This is a genomic window from Moritella sp. 36 (genome assembly GCF_018219415.1).
In the GTDB taxonomy this organism is placed as follows: domain Bacteria; phylum Pseudomonadota; class Gammaproteobacteria; order Enterobacterales; family Moritellaceae; genus Moritella.
On the sequence record NZ_CP056120.1, the window covers coordinates 1,905,898 to 1,926,039 of the forward strand.

General features: G+C 38.1%; 20 protein-coding genes and 1 pseudogene. 14 read left to right on the plus strand and 7 right to left on the minus strand.

Annotated features, from left to right (window positions below; translation table 11 throughout):
* Positions 1 to 89: 89 nt before the first annotated feature.
* Positions 90 to 212, plus strand: a complete 123-nt coding sequence (locus HWV03_RS22550; protein WP_255547129.1) for a hypothetical protein — start codon at positions 90 to 92, stop codon at positions 210 to 212.
* Between the two features lie 1,093 nt (positions 213 to 1,305).
* Here HWV03_RS22550 and HWV03_RS08580 read toward each other — a convergent pair.
* Positions 1,306 to 2,460 carry an IS110 family transposase gene (locus tag HWV03_RS08580; RefSeq protein WP_211675068.1) on the minus strand — a complete coding sequence of 385 codons (1,155 nt, stop codon included), beginning with the start codon at positions 2,458 to 2,460 and terminating at the stop codon, positions 1,306 to 1,308.
* Positions 2,461 to 2,615: 155 nt separating this feature from the next.
* Here HWV03_RS08580 and HWV03_RS08585 point away from each other — a divergent pair, with 155 nt between their 5' ends.
* The 4 genes from HWV03_RS08585 (at position 2,616) to HWV03_RS08600 (ending at position 6,539) form a co-directional block, all read left to right on the plus strand.
* Complete coding sequence (locus HWV03_RS08585) at positions 2,616 to 3,245, plus strand: hypothetical protein (protein WP_211679323.1); 630 nt, start codon at positions 2,616 to 2,618, stop codon at positions 3,243 to 3,245.
* Between the two features lie 121 nt (positions 3,246 to 3,366).
* Complete coding sequence (locus HWV03_RS08590) at positions 3,367 to 4,026, plus strand: SPFH domain-containing protein (RefSeq protein ID WP_211679324.1); 660 nt, start codon at positions 3,367 to 3,369, stop codon at positions 4,024 to 4,026.
* Positions 4,027 to 4,831: 805 nt separating this feature from the next.
* Positions 4,832 to 5,752, plus strand: a complete 921-nt coding sequence (locus HWV03_RS08595) for a PD-(D/E)XK nuclease domain-containing protein (protein ID WP_211679325.1) — start codon at positions 4,832 to 4,834, stop codon at positions 5,750 to 5,752.
* 148 nt (positions 5,753 to 5,900) lie between these two features.
* Complete coding sequence (locus tag HWV03_RS08600; RefSeq protein WP_211679326.1) at positions 5,901 to 6,539, plus strand: hypothetical protein; 639 nt, start codon at positions 5,901 to 5,903, stop codon at positions 6,537 to 6,539.
* A gap of 201 nt (positions 6,540 to 6,740) precedes the next feature.
* Here the strand turns inward: HWV03_RS08600 and HWV03_RS08605 are convergent, their stop codons facing one another.
* The gene (locus HWV03_RS08605) at positions 6,741 to 7,154 is read right to left on the minus strand and encodes a hypothetical protein (RefSeq protein ID WP_255547130.1); all 414 of its coding nucleotides are present in this window, start codon (positions 7,152 to 7,154) and stop codon (positions 6,741 to 6,743) included.
* Between the two features lie 362 nt (positions 7,155 to 7,516).
* On the opposite strand from HWV03_RS08605, the gene HWV03_RS08610 reads away from it, so the two are divergent.
* Positions 7,517 to 7,882 (plus strand): hypothetical protein, encoded by a 366-nt coding sequence (locus tag HWV03_RS08610; protein ID WP_211679327.1) that lies wholly within the window; start codon positions 7,517 to 7,519, stop codon positions 7,880 to 7,882.
* A 316-nt stretch (positions 7,883 to 8,198) separates the two neighbouring features.
* Here the strand turns inward: HWV03_RS08610 and HWV03_RS22555 are convergent.
* From HWV03_RS22555 to HWV03_RS08630, 3 genes and pseudogenes are all read right to left on the minus strand, one after another.
* Positions 8,199 to 8,608 (minus strand): annotated as a pseudogene (locus HWV03_RS22555) (transposase); the annotation flags it as partial.
* Positions 8,609 to 8,790: 182 nt separating this feature from the next.
* The gene (locus HWV03_RS08620) at positions 8,791 to 9,504 is read right to left on the minus strand and encodes a hypothetical protein (RefSeq protein ID WP_211679329.1); all 714 of its coding nucleotides are present in this window, start codon (positions 9,502 to 9,504) and stop codon (positions 8,791 to 8,793) included.
* Between the two features lie 688 nt (positions 9,505 to 10,192).
* Positions 10,193 to 10,984 (minus strand): hypothetical protein, encoded by a 792-nt coding sequence (locus HWV03_RS08630; protein ID WP_211679331.1) that lies wholly within the window; start codon positions 10,982 to 10,984, stop codon positions 10,193 to 10,195.
* 574 nt (positions 10,985 to 11,558) lie between these two features.
* Here HWV03_RS08630 and HWV03_RS08635 point away from each other — a divergent pair.
* Entirely contained in the window at positions 11,559 to 12,386 is an 828-nt protein-coding gene (locus tag HWV03_RS08635; protein WP_211679332.1) for a hypothetical protein, read from the plus strand.
* 158 nt (positions 12,387 to 12,544) lie between these two features.
* Here HWV03_RS08635 and HWV03_RS08640 read toward each other — a convergent pair whose 3' ends face one another.
* Complete coding sequence (locus HWV03_RS08640) at positions 12,545 to 13,801, minus strand: Y-family DNA polymerase (RefSeq protein ID WP_211679333.1); 1,257 nt, start codon at positions 13,799 to 13,801, stop codon at positions 12,545 to 12,547.
* A complete protein-coding gene (locus HWV03_RS08645) occupies positions 13,801 to 14,208 on the minus strand; it encodes a LexA family protein (RefSeq protein ID WP_211679334.1) in 408 nt (135 codons plus the stop codon). The genes HWV03_RS08640 and HWV03_RS08645 overlap by 1 nt, the downstream gene beginning before the upstream one ends.
* A gap of 438 nt (positions 14,209 to 14,646) precedes the next feature.
* On the opposite strand from HWV03_RS08645, the gene HWV03_RS08650 reads away from it, so the two are divergent.
* From HWV03_RS08650 to HWV03_RS08680, 7 genes are all read left to right on the plus strand, one after another.
* Positions 14,647 to 14,904 (plus strand): hypothetical protein, encoded by a 258-nt coding sequence (locus HWV03_RS08650; protein ID WP_211679335.1) that lies wholly within the window; start codon positions 14,647 to 14,649, stop codon positions 14,902 to 14,904.
* Positions 14,905 to 15,020: 116 nt separating this feature from the next.
* Positions 15,021 to 15,662, plus strand: a complete 642-nt coding sequence (locus tag HWV03_RS08655) for a DUF2268 domain-containing putative Zn-dependent protease (RefSeq protein WP_211679336.1) — start codon at positions 15,021 to 15,023, stop codon at positions 15,660 to 15,662.
* Between the two features lie 108 nt (positions 15,663 to 15,770).
* A complete protein-coding gene (locus tag HWV03_RS08660) occupies positions 15,771 to 15,986 on the plus strand; it encodes a hypothetical protein (RefSeq protein WP_211679337.1) in 216 nt (71 codons plus the stop codon).
* Positions 15,987 to 16,158: 172 nt separating this feature from the next.
* Positions 16,159 to 16,746, plus strand: coding sequence for a MepB family protein (locus HWV03_RS08665; RefSeq protein ID WP_211679338.1), 588 nt, complete (start codon positions 16,159 to 16,161; stop codon positions 16,744 to 16,746).
* A gap of 132 nt (positions 16,747 to 16,878) precedes the next feature.
* The gene (locus tag HWV03_RS08670; protein ID WP_211679339.1) at positions 16,879 to 17,349 is read left to right on the plus strand and encodes a hypothetical protein; all 471 of its coding nucleotides are present in this window, start codon (positions 16,879 to 16,881) and stop codon (positions 17,347 to 17,349) included.
* A gap of 107 nt (positions 17,350 to 17,456) precedes the next feature.
* On the plus strand, positions 17,457 to 17,681 hold the full coding sequence (locus HWV03_RS08675; protein ID WP_211679340.1) for a DUF3955 domain-containing protein: 225 nt from the start codon (positions 17,457 to 17,459) through the stop codon (positions 17,679 to 17,681).
* Positions 17,682 to 18,245: 564 nt separating this feature from the next.
* Positions 18,246 to 20,102: a BspA family leucine-rich repeat surface protein gene (locus HWV03_RS08680; protein WP_211679341.1), complete on the plus strand. Its 1,857-nt coding sequence runs from the start codon at positions 18,246 to 18,248 to the stop codon at positions 20,100 to 20,102.
* Positions 20,103 to 20,142: the final 40 nt, after the last annotated feature.

Here is a 20,142-nt window from a genome sequence, read left to right on the forward strand (position 1 = left end):
ACACTCAGTATTTGTGGTCTAGAGTATGATTGATTTTGTAACCAAAGGTTTGGCAAGTGTTATCGCGGCATGATGATAAAGGATAGGTTTTGAAGCAAAGACGTGTTATCAGTTTGCCACTGAATACTCAGAAAGCACTTGAAGCTCAATATAAAGATACTTACGAAGCTTTAGATCATATGTACGATACGGGCATACTAAAAGGGGATTGAACAGGTTTCAGTCTCCGTATTTGATCACTGGTTATCTTCGATGAAGCCATGGCTCAACTGTCTGGTATAGATGATTCAACACAGTGTGAATATAATAGGAAGTTGCACAAATTCGCATGTCTATTAAGCGATTCATTTGAATGCTACTTAGTTAAGTATAAAGGTAGATATTCAAATCACGCTACCTATCGAAGTTTACCTCTGATAAAGCTCGTGAAGACCCCCTTTGGCCGCAAAACAAAGGCATAGATTAAGCTAATTATCCCAGAGTTAGATGCTATCTACTACGAAGGGGATGACTTTACGCATCAGATTTATTTTGTTAACGGTAATAAGTCTCAGCGACTTACAGCGTCGCTGGAAAAGTCGGGTGTACATTTAAAATACAATTCAGCCATGCTGTCTAGCTTGGCTTTACGTCTTTCCAGTTTGGGATTCTTAGTTAAGTAAACGCCTGAACTTATCACTGAGGCTTAGTTCTTCGTTGTGGCTGACGGTTTGCTAATAAGCTTTCTGCTGCTGCATTATTCAGAGATTCCCTAGTTGAATCACGGTTTACCACTAAAGAGTAGTGAATATCTTTGCATTAAGTAAAAATGATAATAGAATCAGCTGTATATTTAGCTTTGTTGAGAATTAACAGAACTTAAAAATAATAATAGGAAAACACTCTCTCTCAAAATAGATTTAAATGTCAGCTTGGTATTTTATCTTATTTTTCATTTAATTAGTTGCTATTAGCTACGGGGAAAATATTTGGGGAACTGAGACGCCCTGTTATATAGACGTTGGTATGACTCCCCACGTCAAGTAAAACGCAGAGATCCTTGCTAAAAAATATAGCCATAAATTCACTTTCATTAAATAAAGTGAGTTAACGTAAGAATGAAGCAAGTATATTCGTCGGTTATCATGCTGATATTCGTGGATTACTTGCTTTCGCAAGCAGCGCCTACCTTACTTATTTCGTCGTGACACCTGTCTTCAGTCTATGTTCGTGGATCAGCTAACTTTCATTAGCTACCATCCTAACGCCGTCGGTGATTGTGCCACACCCGATGCTTGATTCTATACGCTAACTCAACAACTTTTATCATGCAGGCACTCTCGATAGCCGTAATTTTGGCTCTACGGGTGTCAGCACTATTTCACGCGATATCGCCCAGATATAGGCAATCATTTCTCGCGCTATTGCCGTGACAATCACGTTATAGTGTTTGCCTCGACGTAACATGGTTTGATATCTGCGGCACAGCCTAAGCTGTGCTTTCCATGCGATATCTACAATGGTTTTACCTAGGTCTTCCTGTCGAAGTTGCAGTTCTGTGGAGATGTTTGCGGCAAAACGATAGGTGTGTGCTCCTTCAACAAGTAAGCGTCTTGCTCGACTATTACCACATTTGGTAATAGAACCAATCTTACGGCTGCCACCGCTGCTGTGCTCACTGGGGACAAGTCCAAGATAACTCATGAGCTTTCTTGGATGGTCGAAACGGGTTAGATCTCCGAGCTCTGCTACAACACCAGTTGCTACAAGTAAGCGTACACCTCGCATCGCTTGGATCGCTTTTACCACGGGGTAATAGCGCCAGTTTTTCACATGATGCTCAAGTTCATTATCGAGCCGTTTTAATCGATTCATACGCTCAGTTATTGTTTGTATGTATTCCTGCAAAACAATCTGTTGAGCAGGGTGCGGCAAGATCAATTCGGTTAACCAGCGTAAATGTTGTTTTGACCAATTGTCTTTCACTTTTGCTGTAACATTATTTCGCAGCAGCAAGGCTTTAAGTTGATATTTACCATCTTTAAGATCTTTCATTGCAGTTTCTCTGGCACGAGATAAATCTCGTACCGCTTCATCTTCAGGCTCGGGTACGTAAATAGCGGTTAAGTCTTCTGATTTAAGCAATTTAGCGAGGTTCATTGCATCACGCTTGTCGGTTTTTATTTTATCGCCTGGTTTCTTGGGGATAAGCGAAGGCGCGATGACATAACAACAATGGCCGAGTGATGTGATCAAACGGTAGATCCAATAACCACAAGGACCGGCTTCATAAACGAAGTGTAGGGTTGCATGTGGGTATTTTGATTCGAACCGACGCACCAATTTTGTAACTGATTGTTTAGTTGATGGATTCTTACCTAGGTGAATAGGTTTGACGCCCCGCACATCTTCAATATAAGCGACCTCAATAAATGATTTGTGTGTGTCCATGCCAATAAAAACTATGTTATGTTTACTCATGCTAGTCTCCAGTTTTATATTTTTGACAAATATATTATGGCTCTGGTTTTTAAAACTAACCCACGAAGTTGGAGGCTAGCACCTTGTGGGAGTCATTATGTCTATATAAATCTTGTGTGAATTTGACGGGAAACTACAAAAAATAAGGAATTTTGATGGCTAGAACTTACCCTCGTGCGTTTAAAGCATTCTGTGATATTGAAAGAAATAACGGAGATTTTTCTGAGTATGCATTTCATTCCGGTGTGATAATTGGAGACATAAATCGTTTTTCCGCAAGATATGCATTGGCGATGGACTTCAATGGAATCAATGTAAACGGTTCTACAGCTGAAACAGAACGCGGGTATGAAGCTCTAATGCGCTGTCTACTTGCATGGGGAGTTGTGGAGTCTTACATTAATCTCTATCCAAATGTTCGGGGTGGTAATCATGCTTTTTTTACATTCTCCTCCAGTGAGTGCAACGCCCTGTGCAATGAACTGGTGCTACTTGGAAGCGATGTTAGTCGCTTATATGATTTTATTATCACAAACAAACATACAGATCAGACACATAAACAACAGTTGCATGCTTTTTTAAATGGAACTTCATTATCACCGACATACTTATTATCAGGAATTCGTCATGTATTTGGACATGGTGTGCTTACTGGAAATGTATCGAATATTAATACCTCAGTACTTAACGATTTGTCTAAAAAATTAAGGGATGTACTTTTCGATAAACTCGAGCTGCATTTTGACAGTGTTGTTCAACTACATCCTGATTTTACGACGAATTAAATTCATATAGCAAGTTGCTAAAAGGACGTAAAACGCTTGGCTTGCGCTCCTTCGTCGTTAATTTCAGCCTAGTATTTTACGCCCATTAGAAAGGCGTTAACTGTAATTATTTGGAGGTTCAGTGGAATCTGCGTTAGTACTAATTTTGGATAAGATACCTAGCTGGCTTATCTGGTTCATACCAATCGTATGGCTCATCCCTAAGATTTTTGGATTACGTGTTGTGAGAAGAACTCATGGTGGCGTAAAGTTTACAAATGTTATTTGCTGGCGATATTTTTTGAAACGTTCTGAGTGGTCATTGTTGCCCCCATTTGTACCGCATGAAGATGCTAGTGTTCTTGAGATTAAGCCTGGTGTCTGTATTTACAACAAATTACTAACAGACATAGAGTTATATCCAACTGCTCGGCAAACCAGCAACCTACAATACCAAGCGTTAGTAACTAAAGATAATAGGTCTATAGCTGTGAGTACTATTATTGCTTTCGAGGTTACTGATATCGTGAAAGCTTATGGTGAGACTTGGGATATGGAAGATCTAATAAAAGATATATCCCTAGCTAAAGTACGCCAGCTACTTACATCAATGTTATATGACGACATAATTAAAAATCAGGCTCAGATAGATGATGACTTAACTGTTGAGTTAAAAATGGAACTATGTAGTTATGGTGTAGAAGTAATAAAAGCGTATTTTACTGATCTAGCACCATCAGGAAATACATTTTTTATGAATTCTGAAAACTCAAACTTAATCCCCATGCCAGAAAACACCTAAGGCTCATAGGTAACTACAGTTAACAAAATAATTAAAGTGATGTTTTAGATATGGTTGTTTGATTCGTTTAACTTTGGATATTTTATTACAGATGTTAATACCATTTTTATCTCTTAAAGCTAAACCGTCCCCTTTGACCTAACTGGTGAAAGGGGACTTAACCCCCCAAATTAACCTGACGATACGCTATCGGATAACAAATCAATATCGATATCCCAGACATCAATACAAAATAAAGAATACTACGACCGCGGATAGCAAAGAGCTGGTCGGTGGTGAGTTGGCTCCTTTTTTAAAGGGGGACCTCAAATGTACGGGATAAAAAACAGCTATAACGTAGAGTGTTATTAAAATGAAATGGGGAATGATGAAGTCTAGCAATGCGGATATTTCCTAGGTCTAGGTTACGGGACATATAGTAAAGCTAGTAACAAAGTACATTTATACATGAAGGTTAGGGACTTTGGTTGTTAATTTGTGAGTTAACTTACCGTTATAAGTTTTAAGCCGTGACATTAGCCTATTTAATCAGGCGATATTAACCCTCTAATATTTCGACACTACTTTTATTATTTCGCTGTTTTTTTAATCAAAAAATATGATTTTATACTGTGTTATTTGCCGATTCCTAAAATACATCAAATTTTACCGTTAAAGAGTAGTTGTTTTCTTGTGTTAAATATAAATACTAATAAAATCAGGTGTATATTAATAATTGATAGTATTTTAAAATAAATAACCAGTAAAGTAATGCGTAACTTATGCGCTGTTTTATTCTGTATTATATGAGGAGATAACCCACTAAATGTCTAATATTCGATTACCTTTAGCAGTATGTGCAATGGTAGCAGAAGTGCTCGAGGGTTCTCATGACACTTTGAACGCTATATTTGAAGCGGCTGGTGCTCCTGGTGAGCCACCTGAAGTTGCTCATGCAACAAAATGGAAAATTTGGTTGCAACGTGCTGGAAATGATCAAAATGTCGATAGTCTAGTAGTACTGGGAAATCTTATTGAAGAATTCATGGATTTACCACCACCTTCTGTAAATATACCTGAAACCAACTTTTTAGGAATTCTAGCCCCTGACCCATCTAAAGCATATAAAATAAAAAAAGATCGCTTGATTAAAGTACTAGAAGAGCATGGGTTTAGGTATTATCGCGGTGGCCGAGTCATTCCAATTGGGCAGCCTGAACCTCAGGAAGTAGGCGTTATAAAATCAGATATGACTGAAGGCGTAATGCCATCTTCAATTGAAGGTTTACTTAACGTCTTAGTTAAGGGATTGCCTCGTGCAATGCAGCCACTTATTCATCGAAGAAAAGATGCAAGAGCACTATCAATTTCTTCTGAATACGATATACAGGATCTCCTTCATTCAATGTTAAGGCCTTGGGTGGCTGATGTTAGACCGGAAGAGTTTACCCCCAGCTATGCAGGCACTAATACAAGAATGGATTTTCTTCTTCCCGCGCATAATATGGTTATTGAGACTAAACGGGTTCGGGACAAAAGTCATGCTCGTAAAGTTGGTGATGAACTAATTATTGATATAGAGCACTATCGTAGGCATCAAAATGCAGATCACCTTTGGTGTGTTATATATGATCCTGATCTAAATATTTCCAATCCAGCAGGGCTAAAAAATGACCTCGAAGGAAATAGATCGACACCTGATGGTTCAATTAATGTAAAAGTTTATATAGTAGGATCAAGCGTGTAACAGGAATTGATACTTTTCAACGTCACACTAGCGATTAATCTTACTTTTTATTCACCTTAGTCACTCTTGACTAAGGTGAATAAGTTGGGGGAATTGAACCGTTCTATCATACAAATAGTTATGTCCGCGAAAATAAAATGGAGTTTGAATGAAATTAGGCATATTTGAGTTAGTTGTAGCTGGAAGTTACGTGTTGATAATTATTGTATTTGCGATTTTTATGTCATGGATAGCAATCCAAAAAAGAAAAAATGCAGATGCTATGCGTAAAAACATACATACGAAGATATCTGTTGGAATTAAGTTGTCATCAAAAGATGTAGTCAACATTGGGAGGTCGTTTGAGCTAACAGCTTTTCAGGCTAGAAAAGTCGTTTATAAAATATTTCGAGAAGCGGATACAAAAGAGTCCTTTGCAAGTCTCAACGAAATTGTTCAAGAAATTGAAAATGAAGAACCATTTGATGATATGCCAGATGAAGTAAAACCTTCATTAGTAAGAATGTCAAAAATAATAGATGAATCTAAAGAAGAAAGCGACAAGCATTTACTGTCTCCTATTATTGGGTCTTTGAGCAAATACGTTGAGCTAAAATCTGAACAAGAAAAGTTAAAAAAGCAAAATACTCGAGCATATATTGTTACTATCATTAGCTTTTTAGTTGGTTCAATGAGTTTTTACTTCACTCTTACATCTCCATCAGTAAAAGATATTGTGAAAGAAATACAGGCTGAGTCAGTAATTCAGACTATAGATAATAACAAGTCAAGCATCGCCAATAATTAAGGCGTTAATTCTGTTTAAATATCTTACAAGTTAACCCCTTCACCAACTATGTGAGGGGGACCATTAACCTGCAGATACGCTATCGGATGACAAAGCATTATATCTTTTATTGAGATTACACTTTCGGAATCATACGTAATGCATCTAGCTTTTCTTCCGCTACAGCACCTGCAAAAAGGTGGGTGTTATTTGCAAGCATAGTTATAGCTGGACCATTTGAAGATTGCTGTTTTCTAATACGTTCTTTAGCTGTTCAGGCATTTGTTTTCCGTTGGTATACATCTTCCCACCAATCTCGTCCATGCTTTTTAAGCAATCTCTTCTTATAATATTAAAGCGCTCCTTGCTATTTGGACCACTAGCCAAAGCAAGTACACTTGCCCAAATCATACGTTTTTGTAAATCAGTTGGTTTCCAGTTCTGTTTTTTTAATTGATCTAAAACGTCAGGGTGAAGAAGGAGGTTGTCTGTTCGGGCCATTCGTTCTGTCCAAAGCATTTCAGCAAGGTTTAAAACTTCTGTTTTGATTTGAGTGTCAATATTTTTAGCGTGCTGCCCCCAAGTTTCAGGGGCATCAACGTCCGAAAGTGTCTTTGCTAAGTCTTGTGTATTCATTCCTGTACAATCCTTGTGTTTTAACTATTACTAACTTCAATATGTGACCAAGTTTTGTCACATAATGCTGTGAGTTCAGGTGTTAATTCCCACTCGGTGTCACCATTATTCATATGTTTAGTGGCAATATTACAAAAAGCTACTCATCAATTTGTGCAATTAGAGTTGAGCACCCGAATAGAAGAACGCTTAGTAATGAACTAATACTTCAGGTGATCAAAGATACTTGGGAAGGTGTCAATCGCCCGAAAAACAAATAAGGCATTTAAACGAACGATAAATAGTTTGTTTTGATTGTGTCGAATAAATAATAAAGTGCTGCCTTTAAAGGATTAATGTGGAATTATGATAAAGGATAAATTTTGAAGCAAAGACGTTATATTAGTTTGCCATTGAATACTCAGAAAGCACTTAAAGCTCAATATAAGGATGCTTACGAAGCTTTAGAACATATGTACGATACGGGTATCCTAAAGGGGATTGAACAGGTTTCGGTCTCCGTATTTGATCACTGGTTATCTTTCGATGAAGCCATGGCTCAATTGTCTGGTATAGATGCTTCAACACAGTATGAATATAATAGAAAGTTGCACAAATTCGCATGTCTATTAAGCGATTCATTTGAATGCTACCTAGTTAAGTATAAAGGTAGATATTCAAACAAAGTTACCTATCGTGAGTTTACCTCTGATAAAGCTCGTGAAGACACCCTTTGGCCTCAAGACTAAAAGGCACAGGTTTAAACTAATTATCCCAGAGTTGAATGCTATCTACTATGAAGGTGATGATTTTACGCATCACATTTATTTTGCTAATGGTAATAAGTCTCAGCAATTGACAGAGTCGTTGGAGAAGTCGGGTTTACTTTTACTATAATAGGGCTCTTAAAGCGCAATGATTACTCATTCAAATACAATTCAGCCATGCCGTTTAGCTTGGCTTTTACCTCCATTACTTGTGAGAGTAAACGCCAGAACTTATCACTGTGGTTTAGTTCTCGTTATGGCTGAGCGTTTGCGAATTCGCGTTCTGTTGCAGACCACTTTTTTCACGGTCAAGATTGGTGGCGAAAGCGAGGAATACGGCTTTATTAATTACGTGATTGTCTTGGCGTATTTTAACGACTTACAATCTAAATAAACGATAGGATAGATGCTATTTAGCGGCCTGTTTTGCCACTCGTTAACTTAATCAATTACAGTGTTGGTTACTTTAGATATTAGGGACGGAGAAATATCTGCGTCGTACAGCTCTTTAAAATAATCAACTATATCTCTGGTTTTCATGTCTCAGGCATAAAGATTCAGGATCTTATCATCCATGGACATAAAGTGAGTTTGGTTTTGCTTGACCAGTTGAGGCTTAAAGCTACCATCGCGCTCTCTTGAGATATTAAGCTCGAATTGACCATCTTCTGTTTTCAGGGTCTTGGAAGAACGACCATTCATGTAATTTATTGAGATGTCTTTCTTGCTTGTCATAATTACCTACCCTTAATATGATTAAGTTAATGGTAGGTAATTACACAGATTTTAGGACATGCCCTGAAGCATTCCCCCCACAATTGAGTGCAAAATAATCTTTTATTTATAGCTATTATTATACATAGTGCTTTCTTAGAAAATTATAATGGATTTTAGTTTTTTCCTATGATTGTAAGAGTTACTATTACAATGACACCAATAAGAAATAGCAACATTTTACAATTATTATTTTTCTCGGTTAGTGCTGCTATTTTACTCTTTTTCTCAATTTTAATAGTTGATTTAGGTACATTCAAAGAAAAATCTAGTAGTTTTGAACTACGCTTAGCTTTCAATTTATTTTCATATTCCTTCCAAACGTCAATGTGCATTTTATGTAGAGTATTATGTTCTGTGGGTTCACCCCAAGTATCAATAAGCCACTTTATATCTGTTTTATTTAGTAAGTTTAAATCTTTATATCCAAGTGTTTGATAAGTAAACTGTAAACGTTGTAATGTCTTTCTAGGTATAGAGTAAAAAACATTATGTCCAGGCTCTTTGAGATTTTGGGAATAAGGTATTGAGAATGACTCTATAGCGGCTAACCAATAAAGTAAGTAGAGTTGCTCATCATATGGTTCGTTTACTTTTCTTTTTTCTCGGATAAGTCCCCTTGTTGCAACAGCTGCTTTATGGAATGAAGCTGGAAACGGCATATTCTTTAAAGCTAAGGTCAGCTTCTTACCTGATTTACCTTTATAGTTCTTTCTCCGGTTTTCCCAAAACTCTCCACTTTTCAGCTCTTCTGAATGTAGAGTCCAAAAATCCATTGAATACTCTTCTTTTCCAAGATAGTCAGACGTATTATGCCAAGAATTATTCATAAGTCTCCGTATAGAGTGACCCTGTATCTTCGTATGATACTAATTAAATTAATAAGTGACTGAATTGTAGTTATTTATTTTGTTTTTTCAATCTATTATTGATTTTGGAAGGAGAAGTTCATGATAAGAATCTTAATTAGGTGTGAAGGTGGCTAATGGTATTAGAAGTTCTACGATTGAAAGTTACAAATTGATAGTGCATTTTTTTGGAAGTGAGGTTCCTATATTCTGGGTTTAGGCGATACGGTGTCGAGAGAAGTACTTCAACAGATGTATTGCCATAACTCATGGCTAGTTTTTTACCTGGTAAACGCTGTAAATGATTAATGGAAATAGAGCCATCAATATCCAATAAATAACGGCCTGAACTAGGGTTGGTTTCTTCTGTATTAACAAAGAGCCATCAAGATCGATCACGCGCGTAATCGAAGGCGTTAATTCATAACGTTTCATTATCGACAAAGGCGAAGAAGCGCCGAGTTAACGCGTTAGCATTAATGCTGTCGTACTTGAAAATGGTAATTCAGCCCTATAAAACCGCAGCCCATATTATTGATTGTAGCGTTCACGTTAAAGCTGTATTCAGCAGAAAGACGATGACACGAATAGCAATATCACAGCAAAATTTTTGCTGTTTCTTCCTCCGTCATAGATAACGGAGGAAGTGGGGGAGATAACCTTGAAAAATTTAATTTAAAATATACTCTCCAGAATAAAAAGTAGCTATTATGGTGAGTTTCAGGCCACCATCTAAAGAACTAATTATAAAGTTGTCATTGCGAGTAACTTGGTATCCTGTATCATATAGGTCAAATTCAAGTTGGCCAGTGGAAATCACAGTCCAACCAGCATCACTACGTACTTTCAGTTTATACTCTAACTCACCGCTATCAGAGATAGTAAATGGAAGCCTCATATCTTGCTCTTGATAATTCCCCTGCCTCGCTGTTCCAGTCCATACTTTAGAAAGCAGCGTCTCAATAATGAAGTCCTTCTTCTTTTCAATTACTTCCAAAGTGGAGATAGTCACTTTTTTAAGATCACCATTAGCATTTAAATATAGTATCTCTTCATCTTCGACACTAAATTTGCCTATGCTATCGTTCCGTAATAAAACGATACTGCTGGTTGGCCCCACTCTGGCGTATTTTAACTGTCCACCTTCATTGCTAAAAACAATTTCGTTAATACCATCTTCGTTTATATCAACTACTTGGAAGTGCTTAATACTATCACTTTCATTTGGTAATAATACTTTACTCTGAATTTCTGACCCGAAAGTTTTGTATCTTAACTGTCCAGATTCATTGGTAAAAACAATTTCGTCAGTACCATCTCGGGTTAGATCAATTATTTGGTAGTCCTTCATATTATGTCCTGAAAATACAGTTGAAGGTTCAGAGAGCTGAACTGAATTAGTATGATGAGCATGAACATTCGCAGACAAGCAGAGAGCTATAGAGCATAATAATCTATTCATTTTTTTTCCTATGATAAGTTTTGTAACACCAGTAATAGAGATGTTAAACTATATAGGTAAATGTTATCAATATGTTAACTTTAATGTGTTTGTTGTTTTAATTGTGATCTGTATATGTTTCCGAACATCCATTGAAGTGGAATGTAGTGGCTTAGAGCAATAGCGCTAAGTCATTCTGCCCCAAAGTAATTTAGAACTATAATTGGTTTCAATACTCTCATATCAATTTGCCATAGATTTAATTATGTATGAAGGCATCATCAAAAGGCCGTTTATACAGGTCTAATGAGATTCAGTTACTTCTGACTAAGAATTGGATATTGCTAATTGTCGCAATTTTGCAGAGTTCTCTGCTGAATATCTAGCTAAATATGAGTAACCATTAACGGGTAGTTGATGAATTGATTCTAAAAATACTTTAGTATTATCTTTGGAACATTTCAGGTGTAAGAAAAACTAATGAAGCAGTATGAAACTGTTAAGTATTTTATTTAAGGAAATAAAATATTTAATATCTTAGTCCTACTTATACTCTAATCATGCTTATTTTAACACATGCTCAATAAGGAACGTTATGAAATCAATGTTACACAAGGGAAAGCTATTTAAGTGCTCAATGATGGTTAGTATACTCGCTTTAGGTGCTCTATCTCCAGCAATGGCCACTGATAGAGCTGGTTACGAAATTATGGACTTAACATTCTCAGAATTAAGCTGGTCAAAATCGATTAAAGAAAGTGCCAATGTCTACTTCTATTGTCCATCCGGACAGGTCATGACAGGAAGAAGTCACTCTGGTGACGAGAATGGAGACACGAAATATCAATGCGGTAAACTACTGGCAAATGGGGAGCCGGTCGTGGTTAACGGCACACATGAAAGTCCTAGAATGAGAGAGTCTGGGTCCAATTTCCGCTGTCAATCTAACTCAATAATGATAGCGCGATGGCACAATGGTGACGAAAATGGAGACAGCAGATACAAATGTACTTATCCATTTTATAACGGCATGGAAATGATAATTACGGATCAAATGATGGTGGGTCCGAAAAAAGAAAGTTCAAGCACTTTTTCTTCTGTAGGGGATAAAAAAATAATCGTAGGCAGAAAACATGACGGTGATGAGAATGGTAATACCGTCATGTATTACGCTGGGTTAAAAGGATACGTAGATCCCAATTCTAATGATGACATAACGCTTGGTAATGGAGGCTACGATTATTCGTATCCTGAGGGTTTAGGCGAATATGAATCTGGTGTAACAGTGGTGTTAGGACGTGATGGCTACAGATATGAGTGTCAACCATTCCCTAATGGTGGTTGGTGTAACATTGATTCAGCGTTGTACTATGAACCCGGATTAGGTTTGTCATGGCAAGATGCTTGGGTGCGTCTGCCATAATTAATCTTGAAATTTTCATTTAGTGCTCTGTAATGGCTTAGGGCAACAACCCTAAGCCATGTGAACACCAAGGGACTTTGTCTACTTCCTTTCAACTCTATCTATTCAAAATAGCCTAGATCCAATCATTATTTCCTTACCGATATGACGAAGAGCGTTCAGCACTTTACTCTCGGTATATCCTGCCATTTGGTTGTATATTGTGGTGTAAGCATTTTACGTCGCATGGCCCATTTTTGTTCTGTGCCTTGGGCGCCTAAAAATACGGTATTATTGCCATATCTCTGATTGAGCTTATCGAACACTTGCATCAGGTTTTCGTTATTTTGCTCAGAATTGAACAAATCTTTTTGTTCATGGGTACCATCAACTAAATCAATCAGGCCGATACCTATCTTGTAATACCTTACATCTTTATGAAACAGCTCTTTTGCTAATCGGGTTGCAGCTTTCGTTATTTGATCCACATCTGCAGTCGGGTATGGGAAGTGATGAATAGCGCGGTAACTCGCGGGTTTGTCATCAAACGGTGAGCTTGCCGCAAAGCACAGCATTACTTTACACAATGAATGTTGCTTACGTGCTTTTAGCGATGCAATGCCTGCATGCTGACTTAGCGCTTGTTGTAGTGTGCTGAGTTCTGTAATGCGTTCACCGACACTGCGTGTAGAGTAAATTTGTTTTTTATCAGCCCTGGCTGTATCCCAATTTTTACAAGGCAGCCCATTGAGTTCTCGTATTGTGCGTTCAACCTCAATATTGAACTCTTTGCGTGCTAAACCCGCGGGGTATTCAGCAAGGTCTAATGCGCTATTGAGTCCCATCACTGTCATTGTTTTTGATAGCTTGCGACCAATACCCCAAACATCACTGATACTCATCGCTGCAAGTACCTTTAATCGTTCTGCGTCATTGTCGAGTACGCAAACGCCATTATAGTGATGTAATTTCTTTGCTGCCTGATTAGCTATTTTAGCAAGAGTCAGGGTAGGGCCTATTCCCACACATACAGGCAATCGGCATTCTTTCCATACTGCACGCCGAATCTTAGCGGCATGGGTTCGAAGGCAAGGTATTGCAGGATAAGTTTGTTTAAATGACAAGAAAGACTCATCGATACTGTAGATATGCTGTTCAGGCGCAAAACGACCAATGACTTGCATCATCTTTGCCGAGAGGTCTGAATAAAGCTCGTAGTTAGAAGAGAGAGTAATAACGCCTTTTTTTTCACATAAGTTTTTGAACTGGAAATAAGGCTTAAACTTTGGAACACCGGCTTCTTTTGCTTGCCTGTTTGCGGCAACGATACATCCGTCATTATTAGACAAAACCACAATGGGTTTATTACGCCAATCCGGGCGAAACACTTGTTCTGCACTGCAGTAGAATGAATTGGCATCAACGAGGGCAAACACTACTTATCATCCAATAGGTAGCTAGGGTGATGGCAACGAATAGAGCGTATAACAACCCCTTCAATGCTAAATGAATCTAAATCGTTAATGAAGACAGGCTTAACTTTATCATTTGCAGACACTAACATACGTTGGCGAACATCAAGTAACTTACAAACGAACTCTCCATTTAAATTAGCAACAATAATATCGTGCTGCCTGGGCGTAACATGCCTATCAACAATCAATAAATCACCATCAAAAATACCAACACCTTCCATTGAATCACCACAGGCTTTACCAATGAAAGTGGAGCTAGGGTGCTCGATAAGAATTTCGTCTAAGGTACATGTAAGCTGGCTATATTCAGCTGCAGGACTTTCAAAACCAGTGATACCAGCACTTGCAGAGATTGGAATTATATTCATAAATAAACACTGTTGTTATATACAGTATTCATTTTAGGCCAGTTATAAGGAAAACTCAAGAAGTGGGGGTTATTCCACCATTTGATTTGAACTCCTCCAGGGGGAGAGTGAGATTAAATCTTATGGCTAAACAGGGTTATTTTATACAGTGTTATTTGTATTTTGGTGAACGCAGTCTCGATTTGCCAAAAGGCAGTCAGGTTTATCTTGTAGTATAAAATTAATATCAATACAATCAGCTGCATAGCTAGTCTTGTATATAACTTACAAGACTAAAGAAATAATTTACAGGACGGCTCGTTTTCCCATAAACATGTAATTAATAAATTTGAAGTATAATCTTACTTTTCAATTAATTAATCTACTTTTATTGAGGTGAATGAATTTTGGGAATCGAGAGTCCTGTTATACAAATGTTATAAGACTCGGGGGGCTGTAGTGGTATTTAATTACTGGAACATTTCTTTTGCAGTTATAGCTTTAATAAATTTAGCTGCTTCGGTTTACTTAGCTAAAAGAGATGATCTAGAAACTTTTCAAAAGGTAGCTCAAATCATTCTTGTTTGGTTAATCCCAATTGTTGCCGCAATCGGGTTGTGGCTATTTTACCGTTCGCAAGATGTTCCTGTCAGTTCATCAAAATTGTTCGGTGGTGGTGTAAACAAAAATACAAACATTACAGGTACGGGCGATTAAATGGCTTATAACATAGTTGTTAAACAAGGACAAAAAACAGCGGACTTTTCGCTCCGCTCAAGTTTAGCCCTCTGTATTTTGTAAGTTAACAAGGGCGTTATATTGTAAGGAAACAAATGAAAGTTAACGTAAGTATTTTAAATGCTACAGGGAAGCTTGGACAGTACAAGAACTTCCTAGAATTACAAATAAAAGATGCTCTAGAGATAATAGGTTCACACATTGAACTACATGACTTGGATATTACTGTCAGCCCCTTTTCTAAGGAAAAAATATCTCCTTTTGGAATTGGTGGATTTGCATTGAGTGCTCATCGAGTGGAATTGTTTTTGGACAGTGAACGAGCTGACATTGAATCTGTTGTTAAAAAAGAGCTGACTGCAGTACTTGGGCATGAAATTAACCATGCACTTAGAAAAAGCTATGGCCACAAACATATTACCCTTTTAGACAGCTTGGTTATGGAAGGGCTAGCATGTCACTTTGAAAGTGTTCTAAATGGTGGTGAAATCTCCTCAATGTTTGTGGATATTCAACATAATGACTGGGTTCCAATATATCAAAAAATGAAGCCTCATCTAGAACGTGATAGTTTCCCATTTGAGCAGATGTTTTTGGGTGCAAATCTTAATAACTATCCGTGTTACGCTGGGTATTGGGTTGGCTATAACTTAGTAGTGCAGTACTTACGCAATGCTAGTGCTAGCGTTTCAGAACTTGTTGGGCTTAATTCCTCAAGGTTTGTAGCATCAATATAACAAGCCGCTAAATTAAGATTCACTAATGCTGTCATGCCAATTGCTGCGCAATTCGCCTGCAGCACTTGGTTCACTTATTAGCGGGGCGTTATATTTCTAGGAGTATTTATGAACGCTAAGAATCGAGTATTACTTCAACATTTTTTAGGTACTAGCTTCTTCTTTGCGTGTGTTTGGCTATTTTTATTGATTATTAAAATAGGGCTTGGAGACGCTGAATTCACGATTAAAGGCGCTGTACTATCCTTTATAGTCATTCAGGTTCCGGCAGCTTATTTGACTTTAAGGTTTGCTTTTCGATTGAATAAGAACCCGATAGATTAAGGTCAAAATATAACAAGACCCTAAAGCCCGACAGCTAACACTGTCGCATTTTTTCGTAAACAACAAAAAGTGCAAAAACCTACGCCAGTATTATATGCGGCTTAGGTTGGCGTTAGGTGTTAGAGCTAGTTTCATGTTAATAGCTTAATAATTAATTTCAAAAGGTGTTTTTTTGGGAAATAAAAATTATCGTGATGAGTTAGAGTCTTTATTAATTAAAGAGTTTGTGACAGCTGGTTATCAAATAACTCAAAAGGTGGAGCTAGATTCCATCCCTGAAAGCTCTAAATATGAAGCATTGAATTTTTCTTTAAATGATCGACGTATTGTTTATCGCAAGGGCAAGGTTACGTCAGATAGGCCAGGAGCTTTTTTGGCTGTTTGGCAACGCCCCCTTACAGAAGATTTAAATAGCAATAAACCTATACCATTAACATCTAGTGATCTCGATTATTTATTTATACATGTAGAGAGCCATTCGAATATTTCGGAAAGACTTGAGCATAGATCCAAATATGGAATGTTTATCTTTCCTGTTTCTCTTTTAATTGAAAAAGGGATTTTAGCTTCGATAAAAAGTAAAGGAAAAACTGGCTTTAGAGTATTTCCTCCGTGGAGCGAAGATAGAGGGGTTGTTGGCACTAAGGTATTTTCTGAGTCAGGCAAGAAAACCCAACGCTGGCAAATACCATTCTTTCTAGATATTGATGAAAATGGTTTAATAGATTCTTGTGAATTAAAAAAACTGCTTCAAATATGAAGTGTGTAATTCACACCTAACAAGGCATTAAAGTCGGATTCGTAACAGTTTACTCAGTTTCACTTCGCTACACAATTTTAGCAAACAATTATCAGCGCCCTTAAATGAGCGTTGGAACATTAAGGAAAATCCGTGCATTCAAATAGAAATGCCATCGCATTTGGTGGTTTAGCATTTTTAGTCGTCGCTTTTGTTGTGACCATAAGTTTAATTTTATGGGCTTGGCCTAAATATAAAGTCTATAACATGGAAATGCATGGTATAGCTTCATTAAAAGAGGCTAAATGGAGCAAGCAAATCCTAATTGAAGAAGCTAAAGCTCGAGAGCAAGCTGCTTTAATGCAAGCGAAAGCAAGAGTTACTTTAGCTCAAGCCGAAGGCGAAGCTCAAATTGTTCGTGCTAAAGCTGAAGGTAAAGCCGACATCGAGCTTGCGAAGGCTGCTGCGGAAGCAAATAAAATTATTGGTGAGTCGTTAAAAAATAACGAGGCTTATCTTCGATATATTTGGATCAAAGGACTTCAAGATGGGAACGGTGAACGTATTTATATTCCCACTGAAGCAGGAATGCCTATCCTAGAAGCGGGTAAGGCGAAAAATTAATGTTCAACAAGTTGCTAAGCGGAAAAATAACAGTTGGCCATAGCTTTGCGATTATAGCCAACCATTATTTTCCACTTAGCAAGGCGTTTTGGTATGGAGGAGCCTAAATGAATATTTTCACTAACAAAACTCTGCTAGCTTCTTTGTTGTTACTTAGCTTGGGGATACTATCTCTAATAGCCGAAAGTACATTTTATCAATTTATTGATAATGACGGCCATCTTCATGAGAGTTTGTTTCTACCACTTGGTATGATAAGTATTGTAGTTGGTATGTTGTTTTTATTAATTTTTATAATACAAAAAATACGATGCGCGTTTAATAAAAAGTAAATTATATATAAAACGACGTTAAATAATCTTAAGCATGCTTACTTAAGGGGCGAGAACCCCTTTAGTTTCCTTCTTCCCCCAAAAACACTGCCATCATGATTTCATCCATTAACGATTTGAACCGATTATTCAGCACCTGCAGATCTAAACCTGTATCGTTAGTTTCCTAATTTTAGATGGTAATATAAACCATCGCCATTTATGGCGGTGAGCAATCACTGAACTGACTCCCACCAATAATAATTCTAAGCGGTAACCGACAGGTATTAAACTGCCAATGAGAAATGTAACCAAATGTTGCATTTCTCATTTCTACGCGTTTTGACTTTTATGGCAAATAGGCCGTATATCGAAAATTTTATCTTTAGAAGAGCTGTTACACATGAAACAGGTATTAATCAATAGATTGATTTTTTAATTTCGAAAACTGTTATTTAAATCCAATATAAACAACTACGCACTACTACTCACTTATGGTTACGTGTTAGCGTTGGTGCTGTTCCGTATGTATCAAAGATACTGATCACCCCCTCAATATCAATACACAAAATAAGGTCAATAAAGATGTTAAATTCAAAGAAGATAGCTTTCTTCTTTTACTCCTACTTAGCGATAGGACTGTTAGCTGGATGTCATTCTGGTAATGGAACTGAGGATGTACAGGATGTACAGGATGATGGGATTCACGTCATTATTGTACCGGATAATAACCTTCATACCATTATGGTACAGCCTGAGGTGGGCGGCTCTGCCACGCCAAATGAGGGGCAGGTGTCAGAAGGTGAGACGTTTGATTTTACTGTGACCCCTGATGCAGGATTTAGGATTGATAAGGTGAGCAGTTTATCCGGTGAGTGCGTGGTGCATCCAATCGATGAGACCTCCTATGACTCTATGACTGCCACTAAGTACCAAACGGACGCGATTGATAGCGACTGCGCGATTAGCGCCACCTTCATGAAGATGCACAAAGTTACAATAAACCATAACATGAGTGGTAAGGTTAAAATACTACCAAACACAGAAGAGGCTGGTACGAAAGTCGTAAGCAATGTCGAAAAAAATGAAGTATTGAAATTCATTGTCACGCCCAATGCAGGCTTTTTGATACAGCAGGTTTCCACCAGTGACGATGTCTTGTGTAAGGTTACGCCAGATAAAATCGGGGCAGTAGCTGGGGAAGTGGTGACTTATACGACGGAGAAAATAACAAAAGACTGTGCTTATAACGTTCGGTTTAGTGAGTCTTTTAAGAGGTTAACCTGTAAAGGAAAGCCATACACTGACATAGACCACGATTGGTACAGTAATCCGCCATCAGATACCCCAGAGTTAGTCGTGGACGACGCGACGATACGTAACTGGCTTGCCTTAGATTTGTTACTGGATGGGCTAGTCACCTTTGAAACGGGGTGTGTGACAGATATGAGCTGGCTGTTTAGAAATAACCACGATTTTAATCAAGATATTGGGGACTGGGACACCTCGAGTGTCACCGACATGAGTTGGATGTTTACTGATGCCGTCACCTTTAACCAAGATATTGGCAGCTGGGACACCTCGAGTGTCACTGATATGAGTTGGATGTTTACTGATGCCGACGCCTTTAATCAAGACATTGGCGACTGGGACACCTCGAATGTAATCTCTATGAGTGGGATGTTTAGTTATGCCGCCTTTAATCAGGACATTGGCAGGTGGGACACCTCGAGTGTCACTGATATGAGCGGGATGTTTTTTGAGGGCGTCTTTAATCAAGACATAGGCGGTTGGGACACTTCGAATGTCACCGATATGAGCTCGATGTTTGCGGGTCATAAAAGTATGTCTAGTGTCTTTAATCAAGACATAGGCGGTTGGGATACTTCAAATGTCACCGATATGAGCTCGATGTTTGCGGGTCATGAAAGTATGCCTAGCGCCTTTAATCAGGACATTGGCAGCTGGGACACCTCGAGTGTCACTGACATGAGTTGGATGTTTACTGAGGGCGTCTTTAATCAAGACATAGGCAGCTGGGATACTTCTAGTGTCACCGACATGAGTTGGATGTTTTCGGGTCATGAAAGTATGCCTAGCGCCTTTAATCAATATATTGGCGACTGGGATACCTCGAGTGTCAGCTCTATGAGTGGGATGTTTACTGATGCCGTCTTTAATCAATATATTGGCAGCTGGGACACCTCTAGTGTCAACAGGATGGACGCCATGTTTAGGCGTGCAGTCGTCTTTAATCAAGACATCAGCGACTGGGACACCTCTAGGGTCGGCCTTATGCAACAAATGTTTTACGAAGCTCATTCATTTTCACGAGACCTAACAGGATGGGATGTTAGTTGGGTCCGCCGCGTCTGGGACTTTGCAAACCACAGCGCATTGACAGAAGAACAACTACCGAATTTTGTTCCTTCTAACCTTTGAGGATTAATAATCGGCTCCATGTCAGCTCATTAACTTTCGG

Coding starts and splice junctions, on each gene's coding strand:
- HWV03_RS08635 (WP_211679332.1), top strand. CDS start 11,559: ATGAAATCAATGTTACACAAGGGAAAGCTATTTAAGTGCTCAATGATG.
- HWV03_RS08630 (WP_211679331.1), bottom strand. CDS start 10,984: ATGAATAGATTATTATGCTCTATAGCTCTCTGCTTGTCTGCGAATGTT.
- HWV03_RS08595 (WP_211679325.1), top strand. CDS start 4,832: ATGTCTAATATTCGATTACCTTTAGCAGTATGTGCAATGGTAGCAGAA.
- HWV03_RS08645 (WP_211679334.1), bottom strand. CDS start 14,208: ATGAATATAATTCCAATCTCTGCAAGTGCTGGTATCACTGGTTTTGAA.
- HWV03_RS08620 (WP_211679329.1), bottom strand. CDS start 9,504: ATGAATAATTCTTGGCATAATACGTCTGACTATCTTGGAAAAGAAGAG.
- HWV03_RS08605 (WP_255547130.1), bottom strand. CDS start 7,154: ATGAATACACAAGACTTAGCAAAGACACTTTCGGACGTTGATGCCCCT.
- HWV03_RS08660 (WP_211679337.1), top strand. CDS start 15,771: ATGAACGCTAAGAATCGAGTATTACTTCAACATTTTTTAGGTACTAGC.
- HWV03_RS08600 (WP_211679326.1), top strand. CDS start 5,901: ATGAAATTAGGCATATTTGAGTTAGTTGTAGCTGGAAGTTACGTGTTG.
- HWV03_RS08655 (WP_211679336.1), top strand. CDS start 15,021: ATGAAAGTTAACGTAAGTATTTTAAATGCTACAGGGAAGCTTGGACAG.
- HWV03_RS08580 (WP_211675068.1), bottom strand. CDS start 2,460: ATGAGTAAACATAACATAGTTTTTATTGGCATGGACACACACAAATCA.
- HWV03_RS08680 (WP_211679341.1), top strand. CDS start 18,246: ATGTTAAATTCAAAGAAGATAGCTTTCTTCTTTTACTCCTACTTAGCG.
- HWV03_RS08675 (WP_211679340.1), top strand. CDS start 17,457: ATGAATATTTTCACTAACAAAACTCTGCTAGCTTCTTTGTTGTTACTT.
- HWV03_RS08585 (WP_211679323.1), top strand. CDS start 2,616: ATGGCTAGAACTTACCCTCGTGCGTTTAAAGCATTCTGTGATATTGAA.